10 protein-coding genes are annotated in these 15,845 nt (G+C 74.8%); 6 read left to right on the forward strand and 4 right to left on the reverse strand.

Annotated elements, in window-relative coordinates; translation table 11 throughout:
• Nucleotides 1-99: 99 nt before the first annotated feature.
• The 3 genes from ACYVAP_RS02915 to ACYVAP_RS02925 are packed head-to-tail and all read right to left on the reverse strand — an operon-like array spanning nucleotide 100 to nucleotide 5,047.
• On the reverse strand, nucleotides 100-2,664 hold the full coding sequence (locus ACYVAP_RS02915) for a transglutaminaseTgpA domain-containing protein (protein WP_498859444.1): 2,565 nt from the start codon (nucleotides 2,662-2,664) through the stop codon (nucleotides 100-102).
• Nucleotides 2,661-3,983 (reverse strand): DUF58 domain-containing protein, encoded by a 1,323-nt coding sequence (locus ACYVAP_RS02920; RefSeq protein WP_498859445.1) that lies wholly within the window; start codon nucleotides 3,981-3,983, stop codon nucleotides 2,661-2,663. Before ACYVAP_RS02920 ends, ACYVAP_RS02915 begins: the two co-directional genes overlap by 4 nt.
• Nucleotides 3,980-5,047 carry an AAA family ATPase gene (locus ACYVAP_RS02925; protein WP_498859446.1) on the reverse strand — a complete coding sequence of 356 codons (1,068 nt, stop codon included), beginning with the start codon at nucleotides 5,045-5,047 and terminating at the stop codon, nucleotides 3,980-3,982. Before ACYVAP_RS02925 ends, ACYVAP_RS02920 begins: the two co-directional genes overlap by 4 nt.
• Nucleotides 5,048-5,177: 130 nt before the next feature.
• On the opposite strand from ACYVAP_RS02925, the gene ACYVAP_RS02930 reads away from it, so the two are divergent.
• The 3 genes from ACYVAP_RS02930 to ACYVAP_RS02940 all read left to right on the forward strand — a co-directional run bounded on the left by ACYVAP_RS02930 (nucleotide 5,178) and on the right by ACYVAP_RS02940 (nucleotide 8,619).
• Nucleotides 5,178-6,296, forward strand: coding sequence for a hypothetical protein (locus ACYVAP_RS02930; protein ID WP_498859447.1), 1,119 nt, complete (start codon nucleotides 5,178-5,180; stop codon nucleotides 6,294-6,296).
• 51 nt (nucleotides 6,297-6,347) lie between these two features.
• Nucleotides 6,348-6,944 (forward strand): MarR family winged helix-turn-helix transcriptional regulator, encoded by a 597-nt coding sequence (locus ACYVAP_RS02935; RefSeq protein WP_498859448.1) that lies wholly within the window; start codon nucleotides 6,348-6,350, stop codon nucleotides 6,942-6,944.
• Between the two features lie 85 nt (nucleotides 6,945-7,029).
• Nucleotides 7,030-8,619 carry an SDR family oxidoreductase gene (locus ACYVAP_RS02940; protein WP_498859449.1) on the forward strand — a complete coding sequence of 530 codons (1,590 nt, stop codon included), beginning with the start codon at nucleotides 7,030-7,032 and terminating at the stop codon, nucleotides 8,617-8,619.
• On the opposite strand, the gene ACYVAP_RS02945 is transcribed toward ACYVAP_RS02940, so the two are convergent.
• On the reverse strand, nucleotides 8,602-10,764 hold the full coding sequence (locus tag ACYVAP_RS02945; RefSeq protein WP_498859450.1) for an MMPL family transporter: 2,163 nt from the start codon (nucleotides 10,762-10,764) through the stop codon (nucleotides 8,602-8,604). The genes ACYVAP_RS02940 and ACYVAP_RS02945 overlap by 18 nt on opposite strands.
• Before the next feature lie 287 nt (nucleotides 10,765-11,051).
• On the opposite strand from ACYVAP_RS02945, the gene ACYVAP_RS02950 reads away from it, so the two are divergent.
• From ACYVAP_RS02950 to ACYVAP_RS02960, 3 genes are all read left to right on the forward strand, one after another.
• A complete protein-coding gene (locus ACYVAP_RS02950) occupies nucleotides 11,052-12,734 on the forward strand; it encodes a polysaccharide deacetylase family protein (RefSeq protein ID WP_498859451.1) in 1,683 nt (560 codons plus the stop codon).
• A 43-nt stretch (nucleotides 12,735-12,777) separates the two neighbouring features.
• Nucleotides 12,778-13,818, forward strand: a complete 1,041-nt coding sequence (locus ACYVAP_RS02955) for a patatin-like phospholipase family protein (RefSeq protein ID WP_498859452.1) — start codon at nucleotides 12,778-12,780, stop codon at nucleotides 13,816-13,818.
• A gap of 152 nt (nucleotides 13,819-13,970) precedes the next feature.
• A complete protein-coding gene (locus ACYVAP_RS02960) occupies nucleotides 13,971-15,680 on the forward strand; it encodes a sensor histidine kinase (protein WP_498859453.1) in 1,710 nt (569 codons plus the stop codon).
• Nucleotides 15,681-15,845 lie beyond the last annotated feature (165 nt).

A 15,845-nucleotide genomic window follows, 5' to 3' on the forward strand; every position in this document is an offset into this window, starting at 1 on the left:
TGCGCGACGACGACGGTGCGGCCGAAGACCTCGTCGGTCGGCGGCTCGACGCCGCTCACGCCCTGGGCGACCGAGGCCTGGCCGGAGCTCCAGGGAGCGCTACCGCGCCCGTCGCACGAGCGCGACGAGGAGGTCGCGGTCCGGCCGCAGCGCACGCCGCTCGACCTCGCCGGGAGCCGTCGCCTCATCGGGGACGCCGTCGGCCGCACCGCCGTCGTCCCCTCCGCCGTGGGCCCCGCCCCCGCTTCCCGGGGACTCCTCCCACAGCGCAGGGTCCACGGGCACGGCGTAGCGGGCGTCGGCGACGGCGTCGCCGATCCGCGCGGCCGCCTCGCGGTGATCGTCCGTGACCTGGGCCCCGGAGCCGGTCTCGATGTCGTCGAGGAGTGCGTCCAGGGCGGCGGCGGGCGGGCGGGCCGGGTCCAGGCGCAGGTGCAGCGGCGGCCGGCCCCAGAGCCCGGTCCAGCCCAGCCAGCGCACCGCGGCGGCCCGGCCGCGCAGCTCCGCCTCGAGGTCCTCCCAGGCCACGAGCCCGGAGGCGCGGCGCCACAGCTCGCTCTCGGCGGGCCCGCCGCGCACCATGTCCCCGGAGGAGACGCCGTCCGCGCGGGCCAGCTCGAGCATGCGCTCCCAGCGGGCCCGGCGGCGCGCGTCCCGGCGGCGGCGCAGCAGCACCACGGCGGCCGCGGCGAGCAGGCCCGCGACGAGCGCCGCCCCCACGAGCACGGCGACGGTGCGCAGGAGGTCACCGGCCACCTCGGCGCCGGTGCGGGAGACGCCGCCGGTGCCGGCGTCGGAGGCCGTCTGCGACTCCTCCGGCGTGGTCGTCTCCTCCTCCGTGGTGGTCTCCTCGGTGGTGGGCTCCTCGGTGTTCGTCTGCGCGGCGCTCGGCTCGGAGCTCGGCGCGGTCTCCTGGGACTCGTCGGTCACGGAGGGCACGTCGATGCCGTTGTTCGCGGCTGACGGCGTGGGCTCGAAGCGCACCCAGCCGTGCTCGGGGCCGAACCACACCTCGGGCCAGGCGTGCGCGTTCGTCGAGGAGACGACGCGCTGGTCGCCGTCCACGTCCCCGGCCGTGAAGCCGATGACGACGCGCGTGGGATAGCCCTGCGAGGTCATCATCAGCGCGAACACGGAGGCGAACTGCTCGCAGTAGCCCACGCGGTCCGCGAGGAAGGACTCGAGCGGGTCCTCCCCGGGAGGGGTGGAGACGGTGAGCGAGTAGTCGAAGGAGTTGTGGAAGTAGTCCTGGAAGGCGACGGCGGTGTCGAAGGCGTTGCTCGCCCCGGAGCTCTCCACGAGGGAGTCGGCGAGGTCCGTCGCGGCGGCGGGCACGTCGCTCGTGCGGAGGTAGCCGGAGTCCAGCGGCTCGGAGAGCACGGAGGGGTCGACGTCGCGCAGCTGCTGCGCGGTCGCGGGGTTCTCCTCGGCGACGACCTGGTAGTCCATGCCGGTGAGCAGGCCCGAGCCCTCCCCGGCGCTGATCTCCCCGCTCGTCGCGTCCACCGTGATCCGGGAATCGAGGGAGGCGTCGGTGCTGCTGACCTCGCGGATGTCCGCCGGGGCGGGGAGGCGGTCGCCCGCGAGGTCGGTGACGGTCACGGAGTACTCGGAGAGCAGGGAGTCGTCCCCGCTCACGGCGTTCCCGTCGTCGCGGCCGTCGGAGAACGCCTCGGAGCCGGAGGCGGCGGTGTCCGGGTCGCCCTCCGTGAAGGTCTCGCCGTCGAAGCGGGTGAGGGTGCGCAGGCGCAGGTAGGAGGGGTCCTCGGCGTCGGTCGTGTAGCGGAGCACCTCGGTGGGGTCCTGCTGCAGGAGGGCGCGGCGCACGGAGACGGAGTCGTCGACCATGACGGAGCCGAGGTTCGCCTGGTCCTTGTTCCTCCAGGCGTTGACGACGTCCATGTCGAGCGCGACCTTGCTGGGCGCGATCTGCGGCAGCAGCAGCGAGGTGGGCACGGTGAGCACGGCGACGAGCAGCACCACGAGGCTCGCGGCGAGAGCGGTGCGGCCGGCGCCCGCGAGCGGCCCGGCCTGGGGCCGCGGGTCCCGCTGCGCGAGCACGGGATCGGCGTGGAGGGTGCGGGAGGCGAGCACGATCGTCCCGGCGAGGACCGGCAGGGCGACGGTCCACCAGGCGCCGCCGGAGGGCTGCTGCAGCGCGGGCACCACGATGAGGCCCATGAGCACGAGCGCGGTGGGCGTGTGCCAGCCGAGGTCGAGGTACAGGATGTCCAGCAGCAGGGCGACGAGCGCCATGAGCAGCACCACGAGCACGGTGCCGCGGGCGCCCACGGTGACGGGCGCGAGCGAGGCGGTCAGATCCGCGACGGCGGTCGGGAACAGCCGCATCTGCTCGGTGACCAGGGAGGCGGGGCCGCCGGAGAGGTCCACGACGCCCTGACGCAGCTCGACGACGATCACGGTCGCGATGACGACGAGCACCTGCACGGTGGGGACCAGCGCGGGCAGCGGCAGCAGCTTGCGCAGCACGATCCCGGAGAGGATCACGGGCGCGGCGCCGATCAGGGTGAGGGTGAACCAGTCCGTGCCGGTGATGAGGATCGACAGCGGCGTGACGGCGAGCATGAGCGCGACGAGCAGCAGCACGCCGCGCACGGCCGCATGGCCGGCGGGGAGGGAGGGACGTCCCAGCAGCGGGCTCATCGCCGGCCTCCGTCGTCCGCGGCGGCGGCGAGCAGCTCGCCCACGGGCTCCGTGCTCGTGCCCCGCACGAGGGTCCAGGCACCGAGGCGGGAGACGGCCGGGGCCGCCTCTCCCCCGCCCTCACTCGCGCCGTCGCCGGCGCAGCGGAGGGCGAGGGCGGTGCGGTGCGCGGCACGGCCGGCGAAGCGGTCCAGGTCGAGGCCCGAGAAGGGGTCGCCGTCGTCGGCGCCGAGGGCGATCGCGAGGGCCGTGTGGCCGGCGGCGTGGTCGCGGCCCGCGGCGAAGGAGGCGGGGTCGTCGTCGAAGCCGACGTCGGCGAGGGCGAGCAGGGCGGCGCGGCGGGCGCCGGCATCCGCCTCGAGGCCCAGCGGGGAGGCGCCGCGCGTGGCCATGCGACGTTCGGTGCGGGTGATCTCGTCGCCGCTCGCGTCGAGCACGCGCACCTCCCAGCCGTGCGCGCCGAGCGCCTCGAGCACGGAGGCGGCGTGGGAGACGAGGCGGTCCTCGAGGGCGGTGCGCTGCGGCTCGGCGATGCCCTCGCGGCGGCTCGTGTCGAGCACGATCACGGCGCTGTGCCCGCCGGCGGGCTCCTCCTCACGGGTCATGAGGCGGCCGGTGCGGGCGGAGGCGCGCCAGTGCACGCGGCGGATGTCGTCGCCGGGCTCGTAGACCCGCGCCATGGCGCCGATCTCGCCGATGCCGCCGGTGACGGCCTGCCCGGCGCCGTCGCGGCTGATGCCGGCCGCGGCGAGCGCGAGCGGCTCCACGGTCTCCACGCGGGGCAGCCCGGCGATGCGGGCGCCGTCCTCCGCGGTGACGGTGAGGCGGAACATGCCCAGCACGTCCTCGACGACGATCGAGAAGGGGCCCAGCGCGTGGGCGCCGCGGCGGGGGACGGCGAGGGTGTGGGGCATGCGGCGGGCGAGCGGGAGGTCTCCGCGGCCGCCGAGGGCGTCGGGCAGGTGCTCGCGCAGCACGCCCCGGCCCAGCGGCAGGGCGGGGAACAGGGCGCCGTCGGCGAGGCGCACCTGCACGCGGGCGGAGCTGCCCAGCGGCACGGCGTCGTCGATCAGGCTGCGCCGGGCCCGCAGGCCGATCCCGCACAGGAGGATGCACACGATCCCCGCGGCGAGGCACAGCAGCAGGCCCGCGGCGAGGGAGCGGGCGGGGGTGAGCTCGGTGAGGTCGCCGATCACCCACAGGAGCACGGCGGCGAGGGCGAGGACGATGCCGCGGGCGGTGGGGCGCAGCCGCCGGCCCGGGGCGGGGGTCCGCTCGGGGCCTCGGCGCCGCCCGGCGGGCGGGGAGGGCGTGGTCACGACAGCGGGGTCGCCGCGAGCACCTGGTCGAGGACCTCCCCGGTGCTCGCGCCGCGGGAGAGGGCCTGCGGGGTGAGGTGCAGGCGGTGGCGCCAGACGGGGCCGATCACGGAGCGGATGTCCTCCGGATGGGTGTGGGGGCGGCCGTCGAGCGCGGCGCGGGCCTTCGCGGCGCGCACGAGGTGCACGGCGGCGCGGGGCGAGGCGCCGAGGGCGACCTGCTGGTGGGAGCGGGTCGCGGTCGCGAGGCGCACCACGTACTCGAGGAGGCCGGGGGCGATGTGCACGCGGCGGGTGGCGCGCACGTGCGCGGCGATCCGCTGCGGGGTGGTGCGGGCCCGCACGGCGTCGATGACCTCGCGGGCGCCGCCCTGGACGGGGCCGGTCTGGGCGGCGAGCATGCGGGCCTCCGCGCCGGCGACGGGGTAGCCCATGGAGGTCTGCGCGAGGAAGCGGTCCCGCTGCGCCTCGGGGAGGCGGTAGGTGCCCTCCATCTCGACGGGGTTCGCGGTCGCGACGACCATGAACGGCTCCTCGAGCGGGTAGGTGACGCCGTCGACGCTCACCTGCCGCTCCTCCATCGCCTCGAGCAGGGCGGACTGGGTCTTCGGGGAGGCGCGGTTGATCTCGTCGGCGAGGAGGACCTGGGTGAACACGGCCCCGGGTCGGAACTCGAACTGGGAGGTGGCCTGGTTGAACACGCTCGCGCCGGTGACGTCGCCGGGCAGGAGGTCCGGGGTGAACTGGATGCGGTGGCGGGTCGCGCCGAGCGCGGCGGCGAGGGACTTCGCGAGCATCGTCTTGCCGACGCCCGGGATGTCCTCGACGAGGAGGTGGCCTCCGGCGAGGAGGACGAGCAGGGCGAGGTCCGCGACCTCGGGCTTGCCCTCGACGACGGTCGCGATCTCCGCGGTGACGGCGCGGGCCTCCTCGGCGATCTCGATCGCCTGGGCCTCGGTGAGCGGTCTGGTTCCTTCCGGGGCGATGTCGCGAGGTGCGGACACGTCGGGGGCGGTCCCGCCGGGGAACTCCGGCGCCGCGAGGGGCGTCTCGTGCTCTGACATCGGATGCTCCTCGCCGTGGGCCGGTGACCGCTCTCACCGACTGCCCGCCCCGGAAGATGACATGGGCGACGTCGCTCCGCGCGGTCGTTCCCTAGAGTATGGCGGGTACCCCCGTCCCTGAGGAGCCTCTGTGCCGATCCGCCTCCCGACGATCTCCGTGCGCCTGCTGGCCGCGGCGATGCTCGTGGTGACGGCGAATCTCGCGCCGGCGGCCGTGATGGCGGACCCCTCCCCCGACCCCGCGGTGACCCAGGGGGACGTGTGCCGCTCGCCGAAGGTGAGCGCGAGCCCCTCCGAGGTCGCACCGCAGGCGCAGGTCAGGGTGACCGGCTCCTGCCTCCCCACGACCCGTGGGAGCGTGACGCTGCAGGTGGACAGCGATAACCGCGGCTCCGTGACGACCGGGGCGGACGGCGAGTTCAGCACGAGCCTCGAGGCGCCGAAGGCGACGGGCAGCGCGGTCATCGCGGTGATCGACGACGGCCGCACCGTCGCCTCGACGACGATCACGGTCGTGAAGGACTCCCCGACGGAGGACCCGACGACGACGGCGCCGACGGAGGCCCCGTCCTCGCCCGCCGGGGAACCGTCGACGGACCGGACGAGCGATGCGACGTCGGCCCCGTCGACCTCCCCCTCCACCGAGACCACGACCGCGCCCACGACGAGCCGCAGCGCGGATCGGTCCCCGAGCCGCTCGCAGGAGCCCACCGGCTCCGCGACGCCGAGCGAGGAGCCGACGACCGGCGGATCGACCTCGGCCTCCGGCACCACCGGCGGCGGTTCGACCCGCACCACGACCGCCCCCGAGGAGCCGACGCGCTCCGCCGGCGGCGGCAGCTCGCGCGGCACGGGCGGCTCCGGCCGCACCGGTCAGGCCGAGGCGCCGGGGGCCGGCGCCTCGACGACGCCGAGCCGCGCGGGTGAGGAGGCCACCGCGAGCGCCACGCCGACCGCCCCTGCCGCGCAGTCGCCCACGACGGACGGCCCGACGGCGGAGATCAGCACTCCCAGCGCCTCCGCCTCCGCCTCCGTCACGGACCGGGCCGAGGAGAGCACCCCGGCGGAGGTCACGCCGAGCGGCACCCCGACGTCCGGGGCCGCCTCCGACGGCGGCGAGGGCGCGCAGCAGGCCACCTCCCGCCCGGCGGCCGGCGGCGCGATGGTCACGGCCGTGGGCTCCGTGGCCGGGGTGGCGCTGCTGGGCACCGCGGGTGTGGTCCTCCTGCGTCGCCGCGGCGACGGCTGATCGCCCGCCGCGCTCGGCCGGGTGCACCGGCGCCCTCGGTAGAGTGACGCCATGACGCGTCCCTCCGACAGCTCGCCCCGCGCGGCCTGGAGGCCGTTCGACATCGACGCGAACGACCCGCACGGGGAGCTCGTGGACCGCTCGTCGCTCGACCCCGAGCAGATCGCCGAGATCGACGCCCTGATGGCCGCCCTGGTGGAGCTGCGGCAGGTGGAGGAGCAGCTCTCCCGCGCGTCCCAGGAGTACATGGACCTGAACTCCACGGACATGCGAGCCGTCCATTTCCTCATGATCAGCGAGAACCGGGGCGAGGTCACGACCCCTGGCGTGCTCGGCGCCCACCTCGGCCTGTCCTCGGGCGCGACGACCAAGCTCCTCGATCGGCTGGAGGCCTCGGGCCACGTGCGCCGCACTCCCCATCCCCACGACCGGAGGAGCCTGGCCCTGACGGTCGAGCCTGCGACGAGGGAGGCCGCGATGTCCACCATGGGACGGCAGCAGGCCGGTCGCTTCCGGGCGGCCGCCGCGCTGTCCGGCGAGGAGCGCTCGACCGTCACCCGCTTCCTGCTCGACATGGCCCAGGAGATCTCACCCGCGTCCCAGGAGTGGGCCGATCGGCGTGACGGGGGCGACGCCGACCGGGCATGAGCGCCGCGGTGGGAGCCCGTGGACCGCTCGGTCCGGCGGCAGGGGGCCGGTGGCGCCCGCCCGGGTCATGGGCGACGATGTCGGGGTGATCTCGAACCAGGATGGGGAAGCACTGACCTCCGCCGAGCGGAATGATGCCGGGCGCGTGCTCGTGACGGGGGCGACCGGCTATGTCGGCGGCCGGCTCGTCCCCGAGCTGCGGGCCGCGGGTGCACGGGTGCGGGTGTGCGGGCGGGACCCCCGGCGGCTCGCGGCGCAGCCCTGGGCGGAGGAGGTCGAGGCCGTCACGGCGGACCTCTCCGACCGCTCGGCGGTGCGCCGCGCCCTGGCGGAGGTGCAGGTGGTCGTCTTCCTCGTCCATGCGATGGGCGGCGGCTCCGGCTTCGAGGAGCGGGAGGCGCGCATGGCGCGCATCATGGCGGAGGAGGCCGCACGCGCCGGCGTGCGGCGCATCGTGTACCTCTCGGGCCTGCACCCCGATGACGAGCCCCTGAGCACCCACATGCGCTCGCGCGAGCGGGTGGCGCAGATCCTGCGGGAGGGCGAGGTGCCGGTCGTCGTCCTCGAGGCGGCGACGGTCATCGGCGCCGGCTCGGCGAGCTTCGAGATCATCCGCCATCTCTCCGAGCGGCTGCCGATCATGCCGGCGCCGCGGTGGGTGCGGAACCGCATCGAGCCCGTCGCCGTGAGCGACGTCCTCCACTACCTCGTCGCGGCGGCCACCGCCCCCGGCGAGGTATCGGGCACCCTCGCCGTGGGCAGCGGCGAGTCCGAGCTGCGCTTCGCCGATCTGCTGACGATCTACGCGGAGGTGGCGGGACTGTCCCGGCGCCGTGTGCTCGCCCTGCCCTTTCCCGCGCCCGGGCTCTCCGGCCTGTGGATCGGCCTGATCACCCCCGTCCCCCGGGCGATCGCCGCACCCCTGGCCCACTCGATGCAGCATGACGCCGTGGCACGGCCCCCGCTCGCCGCGGAGGTCCTCCCCCCGCCTCCCTCCGGCCCCACGTCCTATCGCGCGGCCGTGCGGACCGCCCTGGACCACCAGCGCGAGGGGGAGATCGCCACGAGCTGGGAGGCGGATGTGCGCCGGGACCGCGCCCCGGAGGCGCCTCTGCCGGAGGACCCCGACTGGGCGGGGCAGACGGTGTACACGGACGAGCGGGAGCTCGTGGCGACGGATGTCGACCCGTCGGAGGTGTGGCGCGTGATCGAAGGGATCGGCGGGGCGTCGGGGTGGTACTCCACCCCGCTGCTCTGGACGCTGCGCGGCCTGGCGGACCGGGCGGTGGGCGGTCCCGGCCTGAGCCGAGGACGCCGTGACCCTCACCGGCTGCGGGTGGGCGACGCGGTCGACTGGTGGCGTGTGGAGAACATCGAGGAGGGACGGGTCCTCACGCTCCGGGCGGAGATGCGCATGAGCGGGCGCGCCTGGCTGCAGCTGCGCGTGGACCCGGCCGAGGAGGGCGGTTCCCGCTATCGCCAGCGGGCCGTGTACTTCCCGGACGGCTTGCCGGGACGGCTCTACTGGTGGGCGATCTCCCCCTTCCACGCCCTCGTCTTCCCGGCGATGGCCCGGAACATCCTCGCCGCCGCCCGGCGGGGCGAGAATGCCCCGGCGTCCCGTGCCGCAGGCGGCTCCGCGGCACGGGGGCGCAGGTCAGGCCGAGGGGCGTGATCCGCGGGGCACCCTCGAGGGCCACCAGATGCGGTCACCGATCAGGATCGTGAGGGCGGGCACCAGGAAAGTGCGCACCACGAGCGCGTCCATGAGCACCCCGAGCGCGACGATGATCGCCAGCTGCAGGAGGAACTGGATCGGGATCACGAGCAGCGCGGCGAAGGTCGCGGCGAGCACCACGCCCGCGCTCGTGATGATGCCGCCGGTGAGCGACAGGCCGCGCAGCGTGCCCTCCCGGGTGCCATGGACGAGCGACTCCTCCCGCACCCGGGTCATGAGGAAGATGTTGTAGTCGATCCCCAGAGCGACGAGGAACACGAAGGCGTAGAGCGGCACCGACGGGTCGGAGCGCTCCTGGCCGATGAGGTGGAAGACGACCGCGCTGACGCCGAGCGCCGTGCCGAAGCTGAGCACGGTGGTCAGCAGCAGCACCACGGGCGCGATCAGGGACCGCAGCAGCAGGGCGAGCATGAGGGTGATCGCGACGAGGACGATCGGGATGATGAGGGCGCGGTCGTGGGCGGAGGTCGCGTTCGTGTCGAGGTCCACCGCGGTGGAGCCGCCCACCTGGGCGCCGTCGGGGCCGACGGCGTCGCGCAGGACGGTGACCACCTGCTCGGCCGCGAGGGAGTCCGAGGGCGCGTCGAGGGTGACGGAGAAGAGCAGCTCCCCGCCGATCTCGGTGGGTTCGACTCCGGCGAAGGGTCCGGCGGTCGCCTCGGGGGTGGTCTCCCCGTCGGCGCCGACGGGGATGCTCCCCGACGGCGAGTCCTGGGAGACGAGGGCGAGCGCGTCGACGCCGTCGGTCGCCGCGATCCCCTGGGCGACCTCGGCGCGGCTCTCCGCCGGGGCGAGGACGTAGGTGGGCGAGCCGGAGCCTCCCGCGAAGTGGCGGTCGAGGGCCTGCTGACCGTCGCGGGCCTGGCTCGCGCCGAGCACGAACTCGCTCTGGGGCACACCGTCGGCCTGGAGGAGCGTGAGCCCGCCGCAGCCGATCACGAGCAGCGCGACGACCGTGCCGGCGACCCGGCGCGGGGCGGCGGCGACGAGGCGGCCGGCGCGGGCGAAGGGTCCGCGGGCGTCGGCTCCGATGAGCTGGGGGTGGGGGCTCCCATGGCGGGGAGCGCGGGGCCAGAAGGCGGCCCGCCCGACGAGCGCGAGCAGCGCCGGGAGGAAGGTGAGCGAGGTGAGCATCGCGCACAGGATGCCGATCGCGGCCACCGGCCCGAGGGCGGCGTTCGAGCCGAGGTCGGAGAGCAGCAGGCAGAGCAGGCCGACGATGACCGTGCCGCCCGAGGCGAGGATCGGTTCGAGCACTCCGCGCAGTGCGCGCCAGGAGGCGCGGGCAGCAGAGGCGTGGTCGCGCAGCTCTTCACGGAATCGGGTGACGAACAGCAGCGAGTAGTCGGTGGCCGCGCCGATCACGAGGATGAACAGGATGCCCTGCACCTGGCCGTTGATGGTCACCAGGCCGGCCTCCGCGAGGCTCACGTTGAGGAGGATCGCTGCGCACAGCGCGGTCATCGAGCTGAGGAGCACGAGCAGCGGCAGCAGCGGCGAGCGGTAGACGATCACGAGGATCAGCAGCACCACGGCGAGCGCGACGACCAGCAGGATCCCGTCGATCCCGGCGAAGGCCGCCTGGAGGTCCGCGGTGAAGCCGGCGGGGCCGCTCACCCAGGCGCCGAGGCCCGGCGGGAGGTCCTCGAGTCCTGCCTCGAGGGCCTCGACGGCGCCGCCGGCGTCCTCGCCGGACGGGATGGACACCACGACCTGGGCGGCCTCACCGTCCTCGGCGGGGATGACCGGGGAGGCGGTCGCGCCGGGCACGACGTCGCCGGCGTCCCCGGCGAGATCCTCGAGCGCGGTGAGATCAGCGTCCTCGAGACCGCCGTCCCGCTCGATCACGAGGATCGCGGGGACCGCGTCCGAGCCGGTGAACTCCGCGATGCGGTTCTGGACCGCGGTGGACTCGGCGCTCGCGGGGAGGAACGTGGCCCGGTCCTCGGTGGCGACGTCGCCGATCCGGCCGAAGCTGGCGCCTCCCGCGCCGAACACCGCGATCCAGAGCACGACGAGCAGGGCGGGCAGCAGGGTTCGCAGCAGGAGCGGAGGGCGGAGGACGGGTTCTCGAGTGGCCACGAGCCAACTCTCTCGTCAGGAAAGAAGAAAATCAAGCGAGAGATTCCCGCACGCCCGGCGCGGGGCATCGGCGAACGCCCGATCCGGCGACGCCGGAGGGGGCGGCGGAGCGGCCGTCCACCTGCCGGGGGACCCGTCGGCCGTCACCCTCCTCCGAAAGTCGGATCCCACATCGGCCGGTCGTCGACGACCAGCCCTCTTGGTGCGCCCTTGACCTGGCATTGGTCGTATGCTGACCCAGGCGCGGCACGAGCCCGCCGATCCGGGCGGAGAGGGCAGATCGACTGATGCGGCAGGACCACGAGGGGCGCACCCGACACCGTCACCTCAGCAGGGCGGAGCTGCGGCGCCGCCGATTCCTCGCCGGGGGGATCGCGGCGCTCGGGCTGGGGGGCCTGGGCGTGGGCGGCGCCGCCCTCCTGCATCCGAGCGCCCCGCAGGGGCCCGCGGGTCACGGGCGGGATCGCGGGCACCGCGCGCACGCCCCGCTCACCGACCTCCCGGACCTCGCCGCGCACGTCCCCCAGGCGGCGATGCAGAAGCTCACGGCGCTCGCGCCGGCCGCCGTGGAGATCCCGCACCTGCCCACCGCGCCCGGCCTCGACGCGGCGATCGGCATGAGCCTCGCGAAGCTGCTGCGCGAGCGCGCCGTGCGCGGGGAGGAGGCGACGCTGCAGGTCACCGGGCGGATCATCGCGGCCTCCCCGCAGGCGCTCGGGGTGCTGCTCGATGTGCGCGAGGAGGAGGGCGTCTCCACGGCACTGCTCTGGTACCGGGCCGAGGGCGACCGCGCCTTCACCTCCCCCGGCCTCGTGGATGCCGAGCAGTGGCCGGCGTTCGTGAGCGCCGTCCGCGACCTCGCGGGGCAGGAGCACGGCGTGGACGTGGAGGAGGTGACGGCGCTGCTGCAGGAGCAGCCGCGGCCGTGGGGCAACGGTCCCGCGCTGCTGCCGCGGGCCGACGGCACCCTCGACGTGCTCCTGCCGACGGTGGGCCGCGGGGACGACGCCCGCGAGCTGATGCTCACCGTGCCCGAGGAACAGGCGGGCCCGCTGCTGGGCGAGGACGGCCAGGCCGTGCGCGCGGCGATCGCGGAGCCCGCCGATCACGATCCCGATGCCGTCACGATCCCCGACCCCGGCCGCTCCGTGACGACGACCGAGCATCCGGGCACGGGCGGCGCGGCCCGGGAGGCGGCCGCCCGCGGGCCGCGCACCCAGCTCGCCCCGCTCGCACCGGAGGGCGAGCGCCCCTCCCCCGTGACCGCCCCGGACGCGCGGCTGCTGCGCTCGATCGCGCTGACCTTCGACGACGGCCCCAGCCCGAAGCTCAACGCGACCCTGCGCGAGCACCTGCTCGCGGAGCGCGCGGCGGCGACCTTCTTCATGATCGGCCGCAGCGCGCAGGGCTCCCCCGCGCTCGTCGCGGCGACCGCGGCGGCGGGCCACGAGATCGGCAGCCACTCCTGGTCCCACCGTGAGCTCTCGAAGCTGGACGGCTCCGCCCTGGGCGACGAGGTGGACAAGCCGGCGGCGGCGCTCGAGCGGGCGATCGGGAGGGCGCCGTCGATCTTGCGGCCGCCCTTCGGCGCCCGGAACCGGGGCACGGACCGCGCCGCCGGGGCCCTCGGCGAGGGTGTGGTGCTCTGGGACGTGGACACGCTGGACTGGAAGACCCGTGACGCCGCGAAGACCCTCGCCGCCGTGCAGGAGAACGCGGGCCGCGGCTCGATCATCCTCATGCACGAGATCCACGAGCAGTCCGTCGCGGCGGTGCCGAGCGTGCTCGCGTGGATCCGCGAGTCGGGGCTGACGACGCTCACCTGCCAGGAGATCGCGCAGAACAGGCTGCATCCCGGGCAGCGGATCTCGCACGGGGCGGAGCGGGACGGCGCCGCGCCCCGGAAGGACGCGGGGACGCCGACGGCGACCTCGGGCGCGGCGACGCAGCTGGAGGGGGTCGGTCGCTGACACGGCCCGTCGGGGCGTGGGCGCCCGCCCCTACGGTGGGGCGATGACCCCTCCCCCGCCGATGCTCCCCGCTGATCCCCCGCCCGCCGATCCGTCGCGCCGCGTGGACCTCGTGCTCGAGGGCGGCGGGGTGAAGGGCATCGCGATCGCGGGTGCCCTCGAGGTGCTCGCCGAACGCGGCTACACCGTGAACCGGGTGGCGGGATCCTCCGCCGGGGCGATGGCCGGGGCGCTCGCGGCGGCCGGGGTGCCGGCGAGGACGCTCGTGGAGATCCTGCGCGGCACCGACTACCGCGCCTTCCAGGACGGCGGGTGGTGGACCCGGACCCTGCCGGGGATGGCGCTCGCGATCGCGCTGCGCAACGGCGTGCACCCCGGGAAGCGGCTCGAGTCCTGGACGCGGGAGCAGCTCGAGGCGCACGCCCCGTCACCGGTGCGCACGTTCGCGGATCTCGCCTACGCCGATCCCGACGGTGAGGAGATCGCCGGCCCGGCCACGCGGCTCACGGTGACCGCCTCGGACCTCTCCGCGGGACGCCTGCGCTTCCTGCCGGAGGACGCCGCCGCCTACGGCCAGGAGCCCGGGGCGATGGACGTGGCGCAGGCGGTGCGGGCGTCGGCCTCGATCCCCTTCGTGTTCCGCCCCGCCCGCTTCACCGATGCGCTCGGCCAGGCGGCGTGGCTCGTGGACGGCGGGCTGCTCTCGAACTTCCCCGTCGAGGTGTTCGACCGTCCCGGAGGCCGCGCGCCGCGCTGGCCCACCTTCGCCGTGAAGCTCTCCGAGCGGCCCACCGAGGCGGCGGGGCCCGTGCACCGGATCCGCGGGCCGCTGAGCTTCGCGAAGGCCGTGGCGGGCACCGTCACGGGCTTCTACGACCGGATGCACATCGAGTCCTCGCACGCGGTGGCGCGCACGATCTTCATCGACACCTCCGCCGTGAAGCCCACCGAGTTCGACCTCTCCGACGAGCAGCGGGAGGCGCTGTACGCGGAGGGGCGGGAGGCGGCGATCCAGTTCCTGGACGGGGACGAGACCCACGAGGCCTGGGACTTCGCGCGGTACGTGGAGCGCTTCCGCTCCTGAGCCGGGGAGACGGCGGCCGGCGGAGCGGGAGCGTGGCGGCGGAGCCGGGTTTGCCAGACCCGTCTGACGGCACCAGACTGCAGTCGGTGGAGCACAGCGGGGGCCTTGCTCCTCTGCCCCAGTCGTCGGAGGCCCCGGAGAAGGATGTGGCCGTGGACGTCGCCGCTTCGCTGTCCCGTCGGCTCGCGAAGGTGGTGTCCCCAGCCTCCGGCACTGCGGAGAAGCAGATCTTCTTCCTCGCCTTCTTCCTGACGTTCACCGTCGTCGTGGCGATCTCCGGGGTGTCGCTGGTCCTGGCGCCGGCCTATCTCGCAGCGCTCGGGCTGCTGCTGGTCGCGACCCTCCTCGCCTACGTCGTGCCGTGGGACCGGGTCTCTCCCCTCGGCCTCGCGATCGTCCCGCTGCTCGACATCGCGGCGATCGGTCTGGTGCGCGACCTGATGCGGGAGATCGCGACGGCCACCTCGCTCCTCGCGCTCATCCCGGCGCTCTGGCTCGCCGCTCGCCTGAGGACCCGCGGCGCCGTCCTCGCGACCGTGAGCGTGGCGGCGGCGTTCACGGTGCCGACGCTTCTCCGCGCGCACCCCATCGATTCCGTCACCCTCGCCCAGGCGGCGCTGCTCCCGTTCACGGTGCTGCAGGTGGGGCTCCTGGTCACCGGTGGGCTGGCGGTGCACGATCGACAGACCGAGCGGGTCACCACCGCTCTCGCGGAGAAGGAGGCTCTGCTCGACACGGCCGACATGTGGAAGCGGCGTCTCGAGAACATCATCGACAGCGTCGACACGGGCATCGTGGTGGTCGATCGGGACGGGCACGATCTTCTGATGAACCGCACGCAGCGGAGCATCCACAGGAGCGCCTCACCGCCCGGTCCCGGTGACCCGGACGAGTCGCAGCTGCTGCTGCACTACCCGGGGACGACCCGACCCATCCCCCCTGACCGCAGGCCGGTGCGTCGCGCGGTGCAGCAGGAGTCCTTCAGCAACTACGTGATCTCCGTGGGGCCGGCGGGGCCCGGGAGCGCCGCCTACTCGACCTCCGCGCGGCAGATCATCGACGTCCACGGGGAGCGGGACGGCGCCGTGGTGGTGTTCACCGATGTCACGCAGTACATCGAGTCCGCACGGAAGCAGGAGCAGTTCGTCGCCACCGTCTCCCACGAGCTGCGCACGCCGCTCACGTCAGTGATCGGCTACCTGGAACTCGCCCGTGACGACCTCGACCTGTCCCGCGAGACCGCCTCCTTCCTCGACGTCGCGAATCGCAACGCCGATCAGCTGCTCACGATCGTCGAGGAGCTGCTGCGGGACCAGGCCTCGAGATCCGGCACCGACGCCCTCACCCTGCGACCGACCCGCATCTCGGATCTCCTGCGCGAGTCCGTCGAGTCCGTCGCCCTCCGCGCCGGCGAGCTCGGGCTGACCATCGAGCAAGACCTCGTGGAGACGCCGCTGCAGCCGATCGATGCCTCCCGGATGAGGCAGGCCATCGGGAACCTGATGTCGAACGCACTGAAGTACACCCCGCGCGGCGGGACCGTGCGCGTGCACACGTGCTTCGCCGAGAGCAGCGTCGAGCTGGCCGTGACGGACACGGGGATCGGCATGTCGGACCAGGAGCAGACGGATCTGTTCACCGACTACTACCGCACCCGGACCGCGCTCGAGAGCGACATCCCGGGCCACGGGATCGGCCTGGCCCTCACGCTCCGCATCGTCCGGGCCCACGGCGGCCAGATCAGCGTGGTGTCGAGCCCGGGATCGGGGTCCACCTTCACGATCAGGCTTCCGATCGGCGAGGACCTCGACGCTCCTCGCGCATCCGCTCCCTCCACGTCCGGCGAGGGCGCCCCGGCCTGAATCCGCCCGCCCCGTGGGTCCGGATGCCCCCGTCGGGGTGGCGACCGTGACGGCGTCCCCGGCCTGCTCCCGGTACCGTGGGGCGAGGAGCTCCTCCAGGGCAGAGCCCTCCTCCCGGTTCGGTGCCCGTCGGCCCCAGGAGGGCGCCCCGATCACGCAGCCCCG

This window comes from Brachybacterium horti (genome assembly GCF_054777615.1).

Bases quoted from the DNA above. Each gene is read 5' to 3' on its own strand.
- ACYVAP_RS02955 (WP_498859452.1), top strand. From the start codon at position 12,778: ATGACCCCTCCCCCGCCGATGCTCCCCGCTGATCCCCCGCCCGCCGAT.
- ACYVAP_RS02935 (WP_498859448.1), top strand. From the start codon at position 6,348: ATGACGCGTCCCTCCGACAGCTCGCCCCGCGCGGCCTGGAGGCCGTTC.
- ACYVAP_RS02915 (WP_498859444.1), bottom strand. From the start codon at position 2,664: ATGAGCCCGCTGCTGGGACGTCCCTCCCTCCCCGCCGGCCATGCGGCC.
- ACYVAP_RS02950 (WP_498859451.1), top strand. From the start codon at position 11,052: ATGCGGCAGGACCACGAGGGGCGCACCCGACACCGTCACCTCAGCAGG.
- ACYVAP_RS02925 (WP_498859446.1), bottom strand. From the start codon at position 5,047: ATGTCAGAGCACGAGACGCCCCTCGCGGCGCCGGAGTTCCCCGGCGGG.